At 59.2% G+C, this 16,181-nt stretch carries 18 protein-coding genes; 11 read left to right on the forward strand and 7 right to left on the reverse strand.

The window, feature by feature from the left end; all coding sequences use genetic code 11:
* Positions 1–141: 141 nt before the first annotated feature.
* Positions 142–840, forward strand: coding sequence for a cofactor assembly of complex C subunit B (locus tag ACVWVQ_RS12425; RefSeq protein WP_457508755.1), 699 nt, complete (start codon positions 142–144; stop codon positions 838–840).
* A 3-nt stretch (positions 841–843) separates the two neighbouring features.
* Here ACVWVQ_RS12425 and bchI read toward each other — a convergent pair whose 3' ends face one another.
* Entirely contained in the window at positions 844–1,902 is a 1,059-nt protein-coding gene (gene bchI / locus ACVWVQ_RS12430) for a magnesium chelatase ATPase subunit I (RefSeq protein ID WP_414350299.1), read from the reverse strand.
* Positions 1,903–2,290: 388 nt separating this feature from the next.
* Between bchI and ACVWVQ_RS12435 the strand changes: the two genes are divergently transcribed.
* Together ACVWVQ_RS12435 and ACVWVQ_RS12440 are read left to right on the forward strand one after the other, a co-directional pair.
* Positions 2,291–2,635: a DUF4168 domain-containing protein gene (locus ACVWVQ_RS12435; RefSeq protein ID WP_238376835.1), complete on the forward strand. Its 345-nt coding sequence runs from the start codon at positions 2,291–2,293 to the stop codon at positions 2,633–2,635.
* A gap of 75 nt (positions 2,636–2,710) precedes the next feature.
* Positions 2,711–3,250, forward strand: a complete 540-nt coding sequence (locus ACVWVQ_RS12440) for a DUF3611 family protein (RefSeq protein ID WP_011431777.1) — start codon at positions 2,711–2,713, stop codon at positions 3,248–3,250.
* Positions 3,251–3,433: 183 nt separating this feature from the next.
* Here ACVWVQ_RS12440 and ACVWVQ_RS12445 read toward each other — a convergent pair whose 3' ends face one another.
* Positions 3,434–3,571: a photosystem II reaction center protein K gene (locus ACVWVQ_RS12445; protein WP_414350277.1), complete on the reverse strand. Its 138-nt coding sequence runs from the start codon at positions 3,569–3,571 to the stop codon at positions 3,434–3,436.
* A gap of 236 nt (positions 3,572–3,807) precedes the next feature.
* Positions 3,808–4,053 (reverse strand): photosystem I reaction center subunit PsaK, encoded by a 246-nt coding sequence (psaK, locus tag ACVWVQ_RS12450; protein ID WP_414332568.1) that lies wholly within the window; start codon positions 4,051–4,053, stop codon positions 3,808–3,810.
* Between the two features lie 381 nt (positions 4,054–4,434).
* Between psaK and ACVWVQ_RS12455 the strand changes: the two genes are divergently transcribed.
* The 3 genes from ACVWVQ_RS12455 to ACVWVQ_RS12465 all read left to right on the forward strand — a co-directional run bounded on the left by ACVWVQ_RS12455 (position 4,435) and on the right by ACVWVQ_RS12465 (position 7,229).
* Complete coding sequence (locus ACVWVQ_RS12455) at positions 4,435–5,406, forward strand: fatty acid desaturase (RefSeq protein WP_457508757.1); 972 nt, start codon at positions 4,435–4,437, stop codon at positions 5,404–5,406.
* Position 5,407: 1 nt separating this feature from the next.
* Positions 5,408–6,289, forward strand: coding sequence for a hypothetical protein (locus ACVWVQ_RS12460; RefSeq protein WP_414357495.1), 882 nt, complete (start codon positions 5,408–5,410; stop codon positions 6,287–6,289).
* 70 nt (positions 6,290–6,359) lie between these two features.
* Positions 6,360–7,229, forward strand: coding sequence for an SDH family Clp fold serine proteinase (locus ACVWVQ_RS12465; protein WP_414350282.1), 870 nt, complete (start codon positions 6,360–6,362; stop codon positions 7,227–7,229).
* Here the strand turns inward: ACVWVQ_RS12465 and ACVWVQ_RS12470 are convergent.
* Positions 7,221–7,913, reverse strand: a complete 693-nt coding sequence (locus ACVWVQ_RS12470) for a J domain-containing protein (RefSeq protein WP_457508758.1) — start codon at positions 7,911–7,913, stop codon at positions 7,221–7,223. The genes ACVWVQ_RS12465 and ACVWVQ_RS12470 overlap by 9 nt on opposite strands.
* An 84-nt stretch (positions 7,914–7,997) precedes the next feature.
* Here ACVWVQ_RS12470 and ACVWVQ_RS12475 point away from each other — a divergent pair, with 84 nt between their 5' ends.
* The gene (locus tag ACVWVQ_RS12475; protein ID WP_414408575.1) at positions 7,998–8,288 is read left to right on the forward strand and encodes a DUF3082 domain-containing protein; all 291 of its coding nucleotides are present in this window, start codon (positions 7,998–8,000) and stop codon (positions 8,286–8,288) included.
* Positions 8,289–8,349: 61 nt separating this feature from the next.
* On the opposite strand, the gene sixA is transcribed toward ACVWVQ_RS12475, so the two are convergent.
* The 3 genes from sixA to murA form a co-directional block, all read right to left on the reverse strand.
* Complete coding sequence (sixA, locus tag ACVWVQ_RS12480) at positions 8,350–8,961, reverse strand: phosphohistidine phosphatase SixA (RefSeq protein ID WP_457508760.1); 612 nt, start codon at positions 8,959–8,961, stop codon at positions 8,350–8,352.
* Positions 8,962–9,098: 137 nt separating this feature from the next.
* On the reverse strand, positions 9,099–11,315 hold the full coding sequence (locus ACVWVQ_RS12485) for a lytic transglycosylase domain-containing protein (RefSeq protein ID WP_457508762.1): 2,217 nt from the start codon (positions 11,313–11,315) through the stop codon (positions 9,099–9,101).
* Positions 11,316–11,419: 104 nt separating this feature from the next.
* The gene (gene murA / locus ACVWVQ_RS12490) at positions 11,420–12,718 is read right to left on the reverse strand and encodes a UDP-N-acetylglucosamine 1-carboxyvinyltransferase (protein ID WP_414357494.1); all 1,299 of its coding nucleotides are present in this window, start codon (positions 12,716–12,718) and stop codon (positions 11,420–11,422) included.
* A gap of 460 nt (positions 12,719–13,178) precedes the next feature.
* Here murA and ACVWVQ_RS12495 point away from each other — a divergent pair, with 460 nt between their 5' ends.
* The 4 genes from ACVWVQ_RS12495 (at position 13,179) to ACVWVQ_RS12510 (ending at position 16,172) form a co-directional block, all read left to right on the forward strand.
* On the forward strand, positions 13,179–13,301 hold the full coding sequence (locus ACVWVQ_RS12495) for a hypothetical protein (RefSeq protein ID WP_414357486.1): 123 nt from the start codon (positions 13,179–13,181) through the stop codon (positions 13,299–13,301).
* 41 nt (positions 13,302–13,342) lie between these two features.
* Positions 13,343–13,996 (forward strand): DUF3386 domain-containing protein, encoded by a 654-nt coding sequence (locus tag ACVWVQ_RS12500; RefSeq protein ID WP_011431766.1) that lies wholly within the window; start codon positions 13,343–13,345, stop codon positions 13,994–13,996.
* Between the two features lie 200 nt (positions 13,997–14,196).
* Positions 14,197–15,498: a GNAT family N-acetyltransferase gene (locus ACVWVQ_RS12505; RefSeq protein WP_457508764.1), complete on the forward strand. Its 1,302-nt coding sequence runs from the start codon at positions 14,197–14,199 to the stop codon at positions 15,496–15,498.
* A 56-nt stretch (positions 15,499–15,554) separates the two neighbouring features.
* Positions 15,555–16,172: an Npun_F5749 family FMN-dependent PPOX-type flavoprotein gene (locus ACVWVQ_RS12510; RefSeq protein WP_457508766.1), complete on the forward strand. Its 618-nt coding sequence runs from the start codon at positions 15,555–15,557 to the stop codon at positions 16,170–16,172.
* Positions 16,173–16,181: the final 9 nt, after the last annotated feature.

The following is a 16,181-nucleotide window of genomic DNA, read 5'->3' on the forward strand; positions in this document are numbered from 1 at the left end:
CGGGATACCGCCATTCTGTTTGGAAACAAACAGAATGCTATCGCTGCATAGTTGAACAGTGATGTTCAGCAGTGTTCAGCGTAAATGTATCAGCTTCTCCCTTCTCTCCCGTTACTTCCTCTAGGTTATGCCTAGCCTGCCTTGACGGTTGAACCCACTCCAGCCCCCAGGGATCCCAATCGCTGGGTGAGGCGGCTGCCTCTGGTGACCGGCCTTTTGGGCAGCGCCCTCTTGGTCATCAATCGACTGGCCTTTACGCCGGAATTGCTCACCAGCCAGTCCCGCTCAGATGCCTTGGGGATCCTCCTCAGCGCCGTTTTGATCCTGACCGGCCTGCTGTGGCAGCAGATCCAGCCTCTTCCACCCCAAACGGCCCCCCTGCAGGGGATCCCCGGCTGTGATTGGCATCCCGATCTTTCCGAAAGCGAGAAACTGGAGCTGGCTTGGGCCTCCCATACCCTGCTCAGCACCACCGCCGCCCGCACCGTGGTGATCTGGGTGGGTGGGCGAACCCTCCTGCAACGGGGGATCCTAGCCACCCCCGGCCAGATGCCCTCGATTCAGCCCAAGAGCGTTTTACAGCGGGTCTTGCAGACGGGGCGGCCCGTGTATTTGGTGGATCTCAAGCTGTTCCCGGCCCGCGCCGAGTTCGATGGCCTGTTGCCCCCCGGATCCCAGGCCGTGCTGTGCCAGCCCATCGGCCAGCGAGGGTGCTTGATTTTGGGGAGCGATACCCCACGCAGCTTCAGCCGGCAGGAGCAAACCTGGATTGCCGCCATTGCCGACAAGCTAGCAGCCACCCTACTCCCCTCTCCCCCTGGGAGAGGGGCTGGGGGGTGAGGGCTAGGCGGCGCTCTCTAGGCTCACCTGGAACACTTCGCTGAAGGCTTTTTCCACCTTGTAGCCGGAGTCGATGGTTTCCAAGGGATCCTTGCGCAGGCGGTGACGCAAACACAGGCTGATCACCCGACGGATATCGGCGACGGTGACCTCACTGCGCCCCTCTAGAGCTGCCAGGGCTTTGGCAGCCCGGTTGGTTACAATGTCTCCGCGCAGTCCATCCACCTCCAAAGCCGCGCATACCCCAGAGATCTTCAAGCGCAAGTCGGGATCCACTGCCACGTTGGGCAAAAGATGTTGGGCTTTTTCGATGCGCTCCCGCAGGCGCTGCTGGGAATCGGCATACTTGGCCAAAAAAGCCTGGGGATCGGCGTCGAACTGGCTGCGCTCCTCCACGATCCGCACCCGCAGGGCGGCATCTCGCACCGTTTCGATCTGGACAAACATGCCAAAGCGATCCAGCAGTTGAGGCCGCAATTCCCCCTCTTCCGGGTTGCCGGATCCCACCAGCACAAACCGAGCCGGATGACGAATGGAAATGCCCTCCCGTTCCACGGTGTTCCAGCCTGAGGCCGCCGCATCCAGCAACACATCCACCAAGTGGTCATCCAGCAAATTGACTTCATCCACGTAAAGGATGCCTCGATTGGCCTTGGCTAGTAGCCCTGGCTCAAAAGCCTTCACCCCCTGAGCCAAGGCCCGCTCAATGTCGAGAGTGCCACACACTCGGTCTTCTGTTGCCCCCAAGGGCAGATCCACCATCGGCACCTGGATCCAAGTGCTTTCCAGCGTTTCTCCCGCCTGCAGGCGCTCCCACACTTGATCGCTCATCAAGTCCCGCTGCCGCGGGTGGCTGTTGAAGGGATCCCCTTTCACCACCTCGATCCGGGGCAGCAGGTCGGCCAAAGCGCGGATGGTGGTGGACTTGCCCGTGCCGCGATCCCCCATGATCAGCACCCCGCCAATGCGCGGGTCGATCACGTTGAGGAGCAAGGCCAATTTCATCTCCTCTTGGCCGACGATGGCCGTAAACGGGAAAACCGGGCGACGTTCCAAATGCATAGGGGCAATAACCAACAATTCATCCCCATTATCCCAGAGGCCACTCCCTTCTGGGTGTCAGATAGGCTGGAAAGGGACTGGAACTGGAACCTAAAGACCAGTTTTCGGTCAAATGGAAAAGCAAGCTCAGTTGTCAGCGTGGACGACGCCCTGGGCTTTCACAGAGAGGAGCAGATAGGATCGAAGCCCGCGGGGTTCATCAGAGTGTTGAACCGGCGTGGGGCCGAAAGCTCACAAAAACCCTAGGCAACCTGAGCAACAGTTGGCGGGTGGGGAGACATCAGCGGTGTCAGGCAAAGCAAGTCGGAGATGGTGGACGGCATTTCCAATCCAAAGCGTGGCCCAAAAAGGGCTGGTGGGTTTGATCTGGGTTTGCACTTGGATCCCTGTGCTCACTGTCTCTCTGGCCGTGGCTCAAACCCCCACCACCTCTGTGGTGTTGAGCGATGAGCAGGTAACAATGTACGCCCGTATCGTCTTGGAGATGGAGCCCCACCGGCAAGAGGCCCAAAAGCGCTCCCAAGCCACAAACGACCCAGCCAGCAAAGATCAAATCCGGCGAGAATTCATCCGCACCGCGACCGAGATCATCACTCGCCACGGTATGACTGTGCCCGACTACAACCGCATTACACTCTTGATCCGCTCCGAAGAGGGCAAAGCTTTGCAACAGCGCATTGAGGCCGAAATTCTCCGCCTGCAAAGCGAGGATCCCCAACCGCCAGCCCGATAAAAGTGACTGGGGCCAGAGGATAAAGATAGGCTGGAAGCGGAAGTTGCTGTTCATCCAGTCGAGCGGGGGAAAAAGATGAACGAGCCCATGTCGCCGTCAGTGCGGGCGGCTGTCGAGCGGATGAAGTCTCGCTTGCGCCTGACTCGTCGCTTCGGGTTTTGGTTCCAGGCGATCTTGGGGGCGACGGCGCTGCTGCTGTGGTTCGGCTTTTTAATTGGCCAGAATACCGTCTATCGAGATGACTCGCTGGGGGCTATCATCGCCTTCTGGTTCACCTTGTTTACGTTGCTCACCCTGGCAGCCGGTCTATTTTTCAACTGGCGCTACTTGCTCCACGCGGAGCGCCGCTCAGCTTCTGCCGATGCCTTAAGCCAATTGGATCTGCCCAAGCAGTTGCAGTTGGTCACCTATATCAGCCTCATTGGGGCCTTCCTCGCTCTGATTGGTATGGAAGCCCAAGTGGGCGAGCTGTTGGCGCGCATGTTTTCCCGCACCCAGGCCAACCAGGTGACAGGAGTGCTGCTGCTGGCCGCCAACATCAACGTGACGTTTGCCCACTTCGTCTGCTTGGCAGGGGTTCTCTGGATTACCGGTGTCCTCGACCGCGAACCCTAGCGCCGGATCCCTGGCCCAGTTTTGGGAGTCATTGGCATTTACGTTTTTGACCAGTGACAAGACGGCTTGTCGCTTTTGCCGGGGTATAGCAACAAACCCCCCAACCTGGGAGAGGAGCTGGGGGGAAGCACCTCGGCCCTGCCTGAGTTTCCTCCGGACAAGACCTCAGCAGGAGCGATGGCTTCACTTGAAGCCCACTGCCGCTTGCCAGACAAAGGCCAGCAGGAAAAACAGAACAGGGATGATCGGCAAAATGTCGATCAGCGGGTCAAACAATTCATAGCCTTCCGGCAAACTGGCCAGGAGCATCATCGCTGACATGGCAACAAACCTCAGGGGAAAACGCGGCTGAAGGAACTGCTTTTTTCAGAATCGAAATAGAGTGTAACATCACCAAGCAGGGATCCCGGCCAAGTTCAAGAAACTTGACATACCCCCCTGCCTACAGGCAAGGGATTCTGGTTCCTGGTTCTGCGACAGCACTTACTGTGTTGGGTTGTCCCTCCACGACAGCGGTGCTTATTTCCCCAGGCGTTCCCTCTTCCGTTCGCGTCAGCCTAAAGAACGCCAATGTTGGAGAGGCCCAAAACGACCCCCACCCCCAGCAAGTGGCCAAAACTGGCAACCCCGATGACTTCTGGCCAGGTCATTCCCAGTACCGGCCCAGTCTCTGAGGCCACTCCAGAGGAGGATTTGAAGCTCAGGTAAGCCAGCCCTGTGCAGAGCAGAATGATCACGGCGCTCAGGGGGGACCAGGGGCTGGTTTGAGCGGTCAAAGCCAGCGGCGCGACAACAGGCATCATGGTTTTCGTCCTCAACTCAGGTTGACCGACCCTTAGATTACCGCTCCTGCTGAACCCCGGATGGGATCCCCTGGCGATCTACACATGAATTGCAACAGAGGCTGCAACAGAACCTCACACTACGGCTTTTCTCCGGCTTCAGGGACGGTTTGCTATTGCCGGGATCCTGCAGGAATCCTCTAGGTAGGAGAAGAAGGTGCCCCCAGGGCTGTGGTTGATAGGAAAATGAGGCTTGGGCTGAGAAGCTGGGCAGGCCTCTGCCGTATACTAACGAAAGTTAACAAACTTATCTCTTCGATCTCTTTTCGGTGTGATGACTGGGACGCGCTGCCTCGACCCATCCTCTCTGTCTGCACTGTGCGCACCTAAGGATGGCTGCCGATGACTGTTGCTGCTACTGCTGAATCGGCCCACAAACCCTTCGCATTGCCTCGTGAGCTGTTGGGGCCACCCTCAGAATTTTGGAATCCCACCTTGCTGATGTTTTTGGCTGCGGTGGTGCTTTCGGCCTCTTGCTTTGGCGGGTACGCCTTTTGGCACTGGCCCAAATGGATGGTGTTCTGGCTCAATTTTGTGGCCCTCTACGTTTTGGGCACGGTGATTCACGATGCTTCCCATGGCTCGGCCCACCGCAACCGCTTTCTGAACGAGGCGCTCGGACACGGCTCTGCCCTGTTGCAGGGTTTTGTCTATCCCGTCTTTAAGCGGGTACACATGCAGCATCATGCCCACGTCAACCATCCTGAAGACGATCCCGATCACTATGTCTCAACGGGAGGGCCGCTGTGGCTGATCGCGCCGCGGTTTTTCTACCATGAGGTGTTTTTCTTTAAGCGGCAGCTCTGGCGGAAAGGTCGCTGGGATCTGCTGGAGTGGGGCTTGAGTCGGCTGGTGGTTATCCTGACCTTTGGTCTGGCCAGCTACTTCGGCTACACCGACTACATCATGAACTATTGGCTACCCCCTGCCTTTATCATGGGGTTCTTGCTGGGCTTGTTTTTTGACTACCTGCCCCATCGCCCTTTTCAATCCCAAGAGCGGTGGTACAATGCCCGCGTCTATCCCGGATGGCTGACCAACATTCTGCTGTTGGGGCAAAACTATCACCTGATCCACCATCTCTGGCCTTCTGTTCCCTGGTACAAATACCAAGCAGCCTACTGGGCAGCCAAACCTGAGCTGGACGCGCGCAACTGCCAGCAAACGCTGGGGATCTGGGAGAAGGGAGAGTTTTGGGGCTTTTTGTACGATGCTCTGATTGGTCTGCGCTGGCACAAGCCCACTTCAGCTCACCCCGCTGCGCCAGCCAATCCAGAATCGGAGGGATCCCCTGCGGATCCACAGCTTGGCTAGCATGGTTTGGCCAACGCTGCAAGTCCCGCAGGTGCTGCTGTTTGTGGAGGCGGCCAGTCTGTTGCGAGATTCCAGCCGGGTTTTGCTGCAGGCCGGTCAGGCGACGGCGGATTTGCCGGAGTTGATCGCAGAAGCACAGGCGCGGGCCGAAGCCCAGGTGCAGCTCCTTGGGATCCCGGCAGACTTGCGGGCACAGGTGCGAGGGATCCTCAGGTTGACCTCGCCTCAAGAGGTGTTGGCCTACTTGCAGGACTTGCTGGACAGGGGATCCGGCCCGGATTTGGAAACCTTTTTGGAGCAGGCGGGATCTGCCTCTACGGTGCTGCGCTTTCCCCCTCTGTTGGTGGGGGCTGTGGCTCTGGAGGTGGTGCTGGAGCGGTTGGACTTTTCCCCAGAAGAGCGGGCTGTGGTGCAAGCCCAACGGGATCAATGGGAACAGGCCCTGGCGGAATTGGCCATCCACCACAGGGTTTCCCCAGAGCCGCTCCGGGCCACTGCCGAGACGGTGCTGCGGGCGGCTTCGGCAGAAGAGCTGCTGCAACTGGGGCAGGATCTCCTTCAAGATCTCCAAGATCTCGCTGCTGCCGATTCTGAGCCAGAAGCCGAGCCCCAGGTGGAATTGGCGGGGCCTCTGCTGTTCATGATGGTGGCCGATCACCTGTTGGCCCAAACAGAGTATCCGCTTACCCCGGAGCAGCGGCTGGACTTGCAAACCAATCGCGCCGCGGCAGAAACCCGCTACTTGGCCATGCAAAAGTTGGGCCGCATTGAAAACTTGGCGGAGCAGCAGGCTTATATTCGATCCTGGATTGACCAAGCTTCCGTACCGGATTTGCTGCAGGCTTTGGATCGCTTTTTTGCGGCGTCTGAACCCAACTCATGAGGCTCAGGGATCGCCGAAGATTTTGGATCCCCTATGCTGGAGTCAAAGGGATCCCACTTGAGGTGTGAAAGTGGACTGGGGCAGCCTGTTCTGGATTTTTCTGATCTTCAGCTCTTTGCAACCTCTGCTGAACCGTCGTGCCCAAGAGTTCCGGCGCTTGATGGCCATTCGGGAGTTGGAGCAAAAGCGGGGCAGCCGGGTGATTCTGCTCATTCACCGCCAGGAGTCGATCAGTTTTTTGGGGATCCCGGTTTCCCGCTACATCAGCATCGAGGACTCCGAGCAGGTATTGCGGGCGATTCGCCTCACTCCACCCAATACCCCGATTGATTTGATTTTGCATACCCCCGGTGGCCTGGTGCTGGCCACGGAGCAAATTGCCCGCGCCTTGATCCGCCATCCGGCCAAAGTGACAGTGTTTGTGCCCCACTACGCCATGTCGGGGGGGACGATGCTGGCCCTGGCCGCCGACGAAATCGTCATGGATGCCAATGCAGTCCTGGGGCCGGTGGATCCACAGTTGGGGGGGTATGCTGCCGCCAGTATTCTGCAGGTGGTGGCGGATAAACCCATTGCCGAAATCGATGACCAAACCTTGATCCTGGCAGATCTGGCCCGCAAAGCGATGCAACAGGTACAGAACTTCGTGCGGGATCTCCTGAAGGACGATGTGCCCAAGCGCAAAATTGCCCCCGAACGCATCGAGCCCCTCATCCAGTACCTAACCAGTGGACAAGTTACCCACGACTACCCGATCACTGCCGAAGAAGCCCAAAGGTTGGGCCTGCCCATTTCTACTGAGTTGCCACCCCAAATCTATGCCCTGATGGACTTGTACCCACAGGCCACCATGGGCCGCCCTTCCGTGCAGTACATCCCCATCCCCTATGATCCTCGCCCCTCTCTGCCCAGGGGGGGATCCCGCTCTGGCTTAGGGTGAACTCTTGGCGTAAGCTTCCATAGCTTCCAGGCGCAGCCCCCCTGCCCGGCGAAACAGCTCTTGTCCGGTGTGCAGATGGCGGTCGTCGAAGTTCAGGGGGAAATACTGCAGCTCCTCTAGAGCGTCCTCTAGGTGGTTGAGGGCGTAGTAGAGGCGAGAAGCCACTCCCCCCAGGCTGCTGGGATTGGGGAGGCGGCCAAAGATCTGCTGAGCTTGGGCCAGTTTCTGGCTACACTCTTCCAAATAGGTGGCGAAGGACTCCAACAGGTCGGGATCAAAGGGATCCGCCGCCAAAGCATTCAACTGAGGCTTTAGGGAAGACAACAAGGGCCCCAACACTCGGTTTAGAGGGGTGTAGACCTGTCGGATCCAGGCTGCACGGGCGATGGCTTCGTGGCTGACGGTTTCACGGGGGGATCCCGTCGGCTGGGGGCGGGGTGAGGTGCGGCTGGAGTGCAGTTGCCGATCGTATTCGCGGCGAGATTGGGGATCCTTGAGCACCGCGTAGGCAGCGTTGATCTGGCGGATGCGCTCAGCGGTGGCCCGATCTTTTTTGGCCAGCAGGCTATCGGGATGGTGATACTTGACCAAACGACGGTAGGCGGACTTGATCTCCTCCGCCGTCGCCCCCACGGAAACGCCCAAAACTTCGTAGTGGGATCCCACTCCCGATCCGCTCTCCATAACCCCTAGGCTTGCCGGAAAGAAAAGAAACTTCCACATTGTACCTGCAGCCTAGAATAAAGGTGAGTTTTCCGGTGCTGCCCCATGTCTTCTTCTCCACAGGGATCCCCCCATCCTTTCAGTGCCCTCTTGGGGGCCGCCATCGCCGTCAGTTTGGGCTACGGGTTCTTTCAACTGCTGCTCTCGATGTTGGCCAAGTTGCCGCCAATTGAGGTGGAGATTGGATCGTTGGCCCGCGGAATCAGCATTCTGGTGCGCTACCTGCTGGTCGGTTCCGTTTCCCTGATTGCCTTCATGTTTGCCATGGTGGGGTTGGGGCTGGCGGCCTATTGTGTGCAATTGCTGGGAGAGCGGCTGACCTCCTCTCAGCGCTGAACCTAGGGGCACAACCTCTGGCCGACTCGTTGGGCGTTTATCATGATGAGCCAGCTTCTTCTCAGCGCAGCACCACCTTGGGGGAGAGCAACAAAGTCAGGGATCCCTGGCGGTAGTCAATCCGGCCTTCGGCAAAGCGCACTTGGGCTAGGCCCGCTTTTTTGAGGGTGATCGCGTGGGCGTTGGCCGGGTTTAGACCAACAGCCGCTTGTACCCACAGGCTCAGATCCGGCTGGTGACCGACCAGAGCCAAAGACGCCAGAGGTTCCCGCTCTGCTTGCCAGCGCACCAGGTCAGCAAAACTGCCGCCCGGAGCCAGCGGCTCAAACACCTCCACAGCTTCGGCCAGGTTCTCGTCCAAAAAGATCTCAGCGGTCTGTCGAGCCCTCACCAAGGGACTGGTGAGCAGGAGATCCCACCTCCAGCCCATGTTCTTGAGCTGGCGGGCAATCTTGCGGCAGCGCCTGCGACCTTCGTCTGTAAGGGCCCGAAAGGCATCCTCGACTTCTGGCCGGGGTTCCTCGGCTATGCCATGGCGAATAAAATCCACGGCCAATTCCTGTCGGGCAGTCTGCTTTTCTGCCGCCCCCTGATAGTGCTCCGCACCGCTAACGCGATAGTGCTCCGCACCGCTAACGCAAACGCCCTCCTGTTGTTCAAACCCAGAGACCATAGAACCCCGTCCTGTCAGCGCGAACGGCACTGTCAAATCTTGACTGCCAAATCTTGGAATAACTGTAACTCTCCCAGAATACTGTGGGAAAAAAGCCCACTCCCTCTACGGCAGCACTCCCGCGACAAAACCGGAAGTCATGAAGAAGACGAGGGGTTATGCAGTCGCTGGCTGACCAGAGTGCGCCCCTCCTGGGTGTAGAGCTGCCAGTAGTTCCAGTAGTTGCCAAACACGGACTTCACATAGCCCCGAGTTTCGGGGAAGGGGATCTGCTCCACAAACACATCCGGATCCTCGAAGCCAAAGCGGTTCAGCCATCTGGCCACGTTGCCGGGGCCACCATTGTAGCTGGCCAGGGCCAGCAAGGTGTTGTCTTGATAGGTGCGGTGGGTGTAGTCGAAGTACCAGGATCCCAGGTAGAGATTGTCGGCGGGGTTAGTGAGGCTGTACTGGGCCAGGCCGATCTGCTGAGCAATCCAGCGCCCGGTGGCGGGCATCACCTGCATCAAGCCCAAAGCCCCCGAGGCCGAGACGATCTCCGGCTCAAAGCGGGATTCCTGCCGGATCAGAGCCGCCACCATCAAGGGATTGAGGTTAAATTGCCGCGACCAGCGGGCCATACCGGGTTGGGCGTAGGGATCCCCGCTCCAGGAATTGTCGGGGCCCGCATAGTAGTGCAGCGGATAGATGGCCTGCCAGAAATCTTGGCGCTGCCTCAACGTCTCCAGCAGGGGATCCGGCTCTTCGCTGAAGCGCAAAGCAGCCACCTGGTTAATGCCCCGCAGGTGATCTCCGGCGCTGTTGCGCAAAATGCCCGTGACAAAGCGCTCGGCAACGCTCATCTGGCGGGGATCCCGCTGCACCGGAGTTTCGCCCTGCCAGCGTTCCCAGGCCAGTTGGCTGGCTCCCATCAAATGCAGGGTCTGCGTGGCCGCCGAGACCCCCGGCAACGGTTGGCGCACCGGCTGAAAATCCACCTCCACTCTTTTGCGCCCGCTGTAGAAATCCCCCACCGGCCAGCCCAGTTGCACTGCCGACCGCCAGCCGTAGTAGGTGTGGGGAAACTGCCGCAGCACCTGCCGATAGGTTTGCCGAGCCGCAGCGACATCCCCCTGCTGTTCCCGCCATTTGCCCGCCCAGTAGAGCAGTTGTGCCCCCATTTCCGTGTCCCGCTGGGCGGATCCAATCTGTTGAGCTAGGGCGATGGCTTGGCTGAGATTGCCTGCTTGCGCTTGGCTCCAGGCCACCGTCCAGGCGGCGTTGGCCGCAGCTTCGCTGGCCGGAAAGCGATCCCAAAGGGCTTGCCGGGTGGCTTGGGCCGATTGGGGGCTGGCGTTGCGATCATAGAGCTGGCTGAGGCTGAGCAACGCCTCTGGAGCTTCTTTATCTGAGCCGGATCCCACCTGTCGGAGGAGTTCAATTGCCGTCGGCAGGTCGCTCAGTTCCGCCAAACGGCGACGGGTGAGGGAAGCCTCTGGCCCATCGGGGAACTGTGCCAGCAGCGCTTGGTAAGCCGCTCTGGCCTGAGGAAACTCCCGCGAGATCTGGTGGCTGCGACCCCAGCGGTAGAGGTTCTGAGAGGTGGCGGGGGCACGTCCATAGGCCCGGGCAGCTTTGCCGTACTCCCGTTGCTCCCAGTAGGCATCGGCGAGGATCTGCCAGTCGGAAGCCGTGAGGGATCCCTCTTGAGCCTGCCGCCAGCGATCCAGCAACGGCGTTAGCCCAGGGGTTTGCGGGTGATGTTGGGCCAAATCCCGCAGCAGGTCATAGCGGTCGGGATCCAGCTCCAGCAAATGCTTGAGGGCACGTCCGGTCAGCGGATGGGTGGGAAATTGCTGCCGCAGCCGATCCACCTGGTCCATCCCCCAGAGGGCATAGGCAGCGACAGGGCTGTGGGGATATTCCTGCAAAATCTTGGGCCACCAGATCCCTTGGGCTGTTTCCTTGTCCTGCAACTGTTCATAGGCTTGGGCCCTGAGCTTCCAAATCTCTTCCCTCAGAACCGGCAGGCTCTCTTCCAGCCCCTGCAAATGCTTCAAGGCAGATTGCGCTTGGCCGGCCTGTAGCGCTGCATAGGCTTGCAGAAAGGCCACTGTGGAAGTTTGAGGCAGTTGCGCCGGATCCCTGTCTTCTGGTGCAGAGGCCACCTCCGCGGTTTCTGCCCAGGATGAGGTGTAGAAGCCCCAGACGGCCCCACCCAGAGCCGCTCCTGCTGCCAGCACACCGGCAGCCCATCTTATCCAGCGTCGTTTGCTGCCTGTCAGGATCCCCATGCTTTGCCTCCCCACCACCTCTGAACTAAGATACTCAACCCGACTGCGTTGAGCCACCGGACGACTCGATACTTGCAACATGGCTGGAAAGCTCACCCAGCAAGCGGTCGCCGCGCATTGTGGCCAGGCGATAGGCAGGGAGAGATGCAACGATTTCTTCAAACTTCAAACGGCGGTGAAACGGCTCATTTCCCCAATTGCGCTGTCGGGCTTTCGCTGCGGTACACCTTGGCCCCGACACTGCGCAGCTTTTCATCAATGGCTTCGTAGCCCCGGTCGATGTAGTGCAATCCGTGGATCGTGGAGCAGCCTTCAGCCGCCAGACCGGCCAACACCAGGGCCGCACCCGCCCGCAGGTCGGTAGCCACCACCGGAGCGCCGGAAAGGGACGGCACCCCTCGGATCAGGGCCACTCGGTTCTTCAGGCGAATATCGGCTCCCATGCGATTCAGCTCGGGAATGTGGTGCATGCGGTTTTCAAACACCGTCTCCTCAATGGTGCAACTGCCCTCGCTCAAGGCGGCCAAGGCCATGATCGGCGCCTGCACATCGGTGGGGAAACCAGGATAGGGCAGCGTTTGAATATCGGTTGCCTGACACAGCCAGCCTGAGCTCAGTTGAGCCGGGGCAATGCGCAGCCGGTTTGGGCCTTCCTCTTCCACCCGCAGCCCCATCGCTTGCAACTTGGCGATCACCGCCCGCAGATGATCGGGAATGACAGGGCCAACCGTGAGGTGAGAGCGGGTAATGGCCCCGGCAATGAGATAGGTGCTGGCCTCGATGCGGTCGGGAATGACCGTGTACTCTGTTCCATGCAAGCGGGGCACCCCTACCACCACAACCGTATTGGTGCCGACACCGCGAATGCGGGCCCCCATGGCTTGACAAAAACGGGCTAGATCCGCCACCTCCGGCTCTTGGGCGGCGTTCTCGATCACCGTTTCTCCATCCGCCAGCGTAGCGGCCATCATCAAGGTCTCGGTGGCACCGACGCTGGGATAGTCCAGGTAAATACGGGTTCCCAACAGTTTACGGGCATAGGCATGAACCACCCCATGCTCGATTTGTACCGTCGCCCCCAAGGCTTGTAGACCCCGCACATGCAGATCCACAGGACGAGACCCGATCGCACAGCCGCCGGGCAAGGGAACTCTGGCCACCCCCAGCCGCGCCAACAGAGGCCCTATGATGAAAAAGCTGGCCCGCAACTGGCTGACCAATTCATAGGGAGCTTGAGAGGTTTTCAGGGAGCTGGCATCCAGGTCGAGGGTATTGCCAACATGGGAAACCTTAACTCCCAGCGTGGCCAGGATCTGTCCCATGCGTTCAATGTCCAGCAGACGGGGCACATTGTGAATTCGACAAGCCTCAGGAGCCAAGATGGCCCCGGCCATCAGCGCCAAGGCAGAGTTTTTCGCCCCGCCAATGGGGATGTGGCCACTTAGGGTCTGCTTGCCGGTTATCTGCAGCACTGGCCCCATCATCTCAGGTGAGGGTGCAATTCCGGTCAAGCCTGGCGAAGATCCCAAGGACTCTATCCTACCGACATGCTGCGGCTCTGCGCCGTGCGGAGCACGATCAGTGAAGTCTCTCAATCTTCCTCCTCACCTAACAAAGAATGCACATAGGAAAGGCGGCCTCTTTCCAGGAAATACTCTGGAGAGAGAAGCAGCCAAATGCGCAAGCAGAAACTCGGTAGAGGAAGGAAGAGAAGGGCTGTCGATGCTGCCCTCATCTTACCCAAGTTCCTGGTTTGCGACAGCAGTTCCGGCAACTCGGCCAAAGGGATCTGTCCCGCCGACCTGGACAAAGCCGAAGCCTTGTCATCCTCAAGACACCTGGGAGCATCCCACAGTGCGCTGAGGAAAGCCGACCGACCTCCGTGCATCTAGAGATGAAGAGATAAAAATCTCAAAGATGCCTCGCGTTGGAGGTTAGGTTGGGATGGGCCTCAGCCTACCGGCAAAATGGGGATCCCTGCTGCTTTTTGAGAAAGACCGTCTTCAGCAGACGGGGATCCTCAGCACAGCCGGATGGGGTTTAGCCCAGCGGCAAGAAGCAGTATGATACTCATGAGAAGCACTTGCAATAACGATGGGAGACAGCCGATGATCGCCACTCAAGTCTCTGCCCAAGAGTTGTTTCGGGCCGCCTATGAAAACCGCTACACCTGGGATCCCGCTTTCCCGGGCTACAGCGCCGAGGTCACCTATTGGGATGGGGAGCGCACATTCGTTGGGCAGGTGCGAGTGGGGGCAGACCTAAAGGCCACCGTTACGGGCGTAGAAGATGAGGAAGCTCGAAAAGCCATTCACAACCAACTCTGGGAGATTGCCATTCACCGGGTGCGCCGCAGCTTCGACGAGACCCATGGGAACAACACTTTCCGTTACGGCCAAACCCTGCCCGATGGCACAGTAGAGATCCTGGTGGGGGGCAAAGCCGAAGGGGATCGCTACCACGTGCGCGATAACCAGGTTACCATGGTGCATCGGCATATCCACGGAGTGGTGGTTACCATCCACACCTTCAGCAGCCACGATACCGGCGAAGGCTATCTTTCCCACCGCTACGATTCCGTCTATCACGATCCCCAAACGGGCGAGCAAAAAGGCGGGCGCAGCCAATTCGAGGATCTGTACACAAAAGTGGGCAAGTATTACATCCTCTCGGAGCGGCGTATCCAGACGGAGACGGAAACCGGCCCTGTGGAGAAGCGCTTCACCTTCAGCAACTTGACCTTGCTGGACACTGGGGCGTGAGCGACCCGGCATTGACCCCAGCAGGGTAGGGGGCCAGCTCTCCCGTTCGTCACTGTTGGGCAGCTACCGGGAGGCTGAGTTCACGCCCTTCTTGGCGGCCAAGCCTTTCTCGATAACGGGAAAGCCGATCTGTAGGCTTTCAAGCTTTGTTGCAGAACGATCCTCCCGGTTAGAAAAAGCAAGAGAGCCTGAGCTATGCTTTGAATATTCTCCCGCCTGCGATTGGCATGGACAACACCACAGCAAGACCCGACCCGGATGCCGAAGCCCCCATTGGTGCCCCTGAACTGATCATTCGCCCCGCCCAACTGGGGGATCTGGAGGCTGTGGAAGAGATTTTGGCTCAAGCCTTTGATGAAGAGTACGGCAGCCGCTCGGTGGATATTCGTCGCCAAGTGCGGCGGTTGCGCCAGTGGTATGGGCCCCTGAAAACCCTGACCCTGTTTCCCAATCGCTTTCAGCACATGTTTACGGTGCATGTGGCGGAGCTGGAGGGCAAGATTCAGGGAGTGATTCAGGTTTCCCCCTTCAACCATTCCCGCAGCACCTGGCGGGTCGACCATATCGCGGTAGCGCCCTCTGCCCAGCGCCAGGGGGTGGGATCCCGGCTGCTCAAGCACTGCATGGAGCACTTTCGGGAAGCTCGCACCTGGATCCTGGAGGTGAACATCCACAACAAGGGGGCAATGGCGCTCTACCGGCGCAACGGCTTCCAACCCTTGGCTCAGATCACCTACTGGTCGGTTCCAGCCGATATTCTGGCAGCTCTCAGCCAGCACGAGCCCAAATTGCCCAACCTGGTGCCGGTGACCAACCGGGATGCCTATGCCATCTACCAACTGGATACGGGATCCATGCCGGCCACTGTGCGCCAGGTGTACGACCGTGAGGTGAACGATTTTCGCACTAGCCCACTGGATTGGCTTTTGGAGCAGGCCAAATGCGCCATTAGCCAGACGGAGCGGGTGGAAGTGTGTGTTTACGAGCCCGAACGCAAAACCGCCATCGGCTACTTCAACTTGAAGTTGGATCGCACCGGGCAGCAACCTCATGTGGCCAAGCTTACGGTTCACCCTGCCTACACTTGGCTTTACCCCGAACTCATGGCCAAGATGGCCCAGCTTACTCAGGCTCATCCGCCGCAATCTCTGGCCTTGGCCTCCACCGATTACCAGCCGGAACGGGAGGAGTTCTTGCTCAAGCTGGGGGCTCGAGATGTGGAGCGGACGTTGCTGATGTCCCGCTCGGTGTGGCACAAAATCCGCGAAAGCCGCTTCTTTAGCTGGGATAGCGCCTATCTCAACGCGGTGTTGCGGGGATTGCAGGTAAAGCAGCCAGTGCCGGAGCGGTTTGAGGGGCCGCCGGAGGGCTGGGTAGAGCACCACTTTCATCCCATTAGCCCAACCGAGCCAGATCCCAGCTCTGGTCGCGTCGGCGGTGCGGAGTCCTCACCAAGGCACTCCAGAGACTCCCAATCTGAGGCTTCTCCACCCCCTAGCTGATCGCGTCAGGGAGAGAAAACCCCAATCCCGGCTTGCTTGCACCTTGCGAAAAACGGATGAAAGACCCGAAGGGCAATTCTACTGCGGATCCCTCTTGGCGGGCGCTGATTCAGGCGGCACTGCACCGTAACCGTAGCGATCCCGGTGTGCGGTATTTGCAATTGGCCACGGTGGATCCCCAGGGGCATCCGCGCAACCGCACGGTGGTTTTCCGGGGGTTTTTGGGCGATACCGACCGCATTCAATTGGCGGTGGATAGTCGTAGCGAGAAGATCCAACAAATTGCCCACTGCCCCCAAGCCCAGATCTGCTGGTATTTCTGCAAAACCCGCGAACAATTCCGCATCGCTGGCACCCTTGAGGCCATCGCCGCCGATCATCCGGATCCCCAGGCCCAGCGCCAGCGGCAGCAGTTGTGGCAACAGATATCGGAAAAAGGACGGCTCCTCTGGTTTTGGCCGGAACCTAAGGGGCCGCTCGCCCCGCCAGAGGCTTTTATTCAAGAGTTGCCGAAAGAGAAAGATCCGCTGCCCCCGCAGACTTTTGTGGCATTACTGCTGGAGCCAACAGAGGTGGATCACTTGCAGCTTAAGGGGGATCAGATCTATCCCCAATTGCGGACGGTGTACGAACGTACCTCCCAAGGGTGGCAGCGTCGGGCCGTGAATCCCTGAAGGCGATCC

Source organism: Thermostichus sp. MS-CIW-36 (assembly GCF_054059035.1).

What these genes read in the sequence shown, in the direction of transcription:
- bchI (WP_414350299.1), bottom strand. Translation starts at nt 1,902, where the DNA reads ATGCATTTGGAACGTCGCCCGGTTTTCCCGTTTACGGCCATCGTCGGC.
- ACVWVQ_RS12440 (WP_011431777.1), top strand. Translation starts at nt 2,711, where the DNA reads ATGAACGAGCCCATGTCGCCGTCAGTGCGGGCGGCTGTCGAGCGGATG.
- ACVWVQ_RS12445 (WP_414350277.1), bottom strand. Translation starts at nt 3,571, where the DNA reads ATGTCAGCGATGATGCTCCTGGCCAGTTTGCCGGAAGGCTATGAATTG.
- psaK (WP_414332568.1), bottom strand. Translation starts at nt 4,053, where the DNA reads ATGATGCCTGTTGTCGCGCCGCTGGCTTTGACCGCTCAAACCAGCCCC.
- ACVWVQ_RS12455 (WP_457508757.1), top strand. Translation starts at nt 4,435, where the DNA reads ATGACTGTTGCTGCTACTGCTGAATCGGCCCACAAACCCTTCGCATTG.
- ACVWVQ_RS12460 (WP_414357495.1), top strand. Translation starts at nt 5,408, where the DNA reads ATGGTTTGGCCAACGCTGCAAGTCCCGCAGGTGCTGCTGTTTGTGGAG.
- ACVWVQ_RS12470 (WP_457508758.1), bottom strand. Translation starts at nt 7,913, where the DNA reads ATGGAGAGCGGATCGGGAGTGGGATCCCACTACGAAGTTTTGGGCGTT.
- ACVWVQ_RS12475 (WP_414408575.1), top strand. Translation starts at nt 7,998, where the DNA reads ATGTCTTCTTCTCCACAGGGATCCCCCCATCCTTTCAGTGCCCTCTTG.
- sixA (WP_457508760.1), bottom strand. Translation starts at nt 8,961, where the DNA reads ATGGTCTCTGGGTTTGAACAACAGGAGGGCGTTTGCGTTAGCGGTGCG.
- ACVWVQ_RS12485 (WP_457508762.1), bottom strand. Translation starts at nt 11,315, where the DNA reads ATGTTGCAAGTATCGAGTCGTCCGGTGGCTCAACGCAGTCGGGTTGAG.
- murA (WP_414357494.1), bottom strand. Translation starts at nt 12,718, where the DNA reads ATGATGGGGCCAGTGCTGCAGATAACCGGCAAGCAGACCCTAAGTGGC.
- ACVWVQ_RS12495 (WP_414357486.1), top strand. Translation starts at nt 13,179, where the DNA reads ATGGGCCTCAGCCTACCGGCAAAATGGGGATCCCTGCTGCTTTTTGAG.
- ACVWVQ_RS12500 (WP_011431766.1), top strand. Translation starts at nt 13,343, where the DNA reads ATGATCGCCACTCAAGTCTCTGCCCAAGAGTTGTTTCGGGCCGCCTAT.
- ACVWVQ_RS12510 (WP_457508766.1), top strand. Translation starts at nt 15,555, where the DNA reads ATGAAAGACCCGAAGGGCAATTCTACTGCGGATCCCTCTTGGCGGGCG.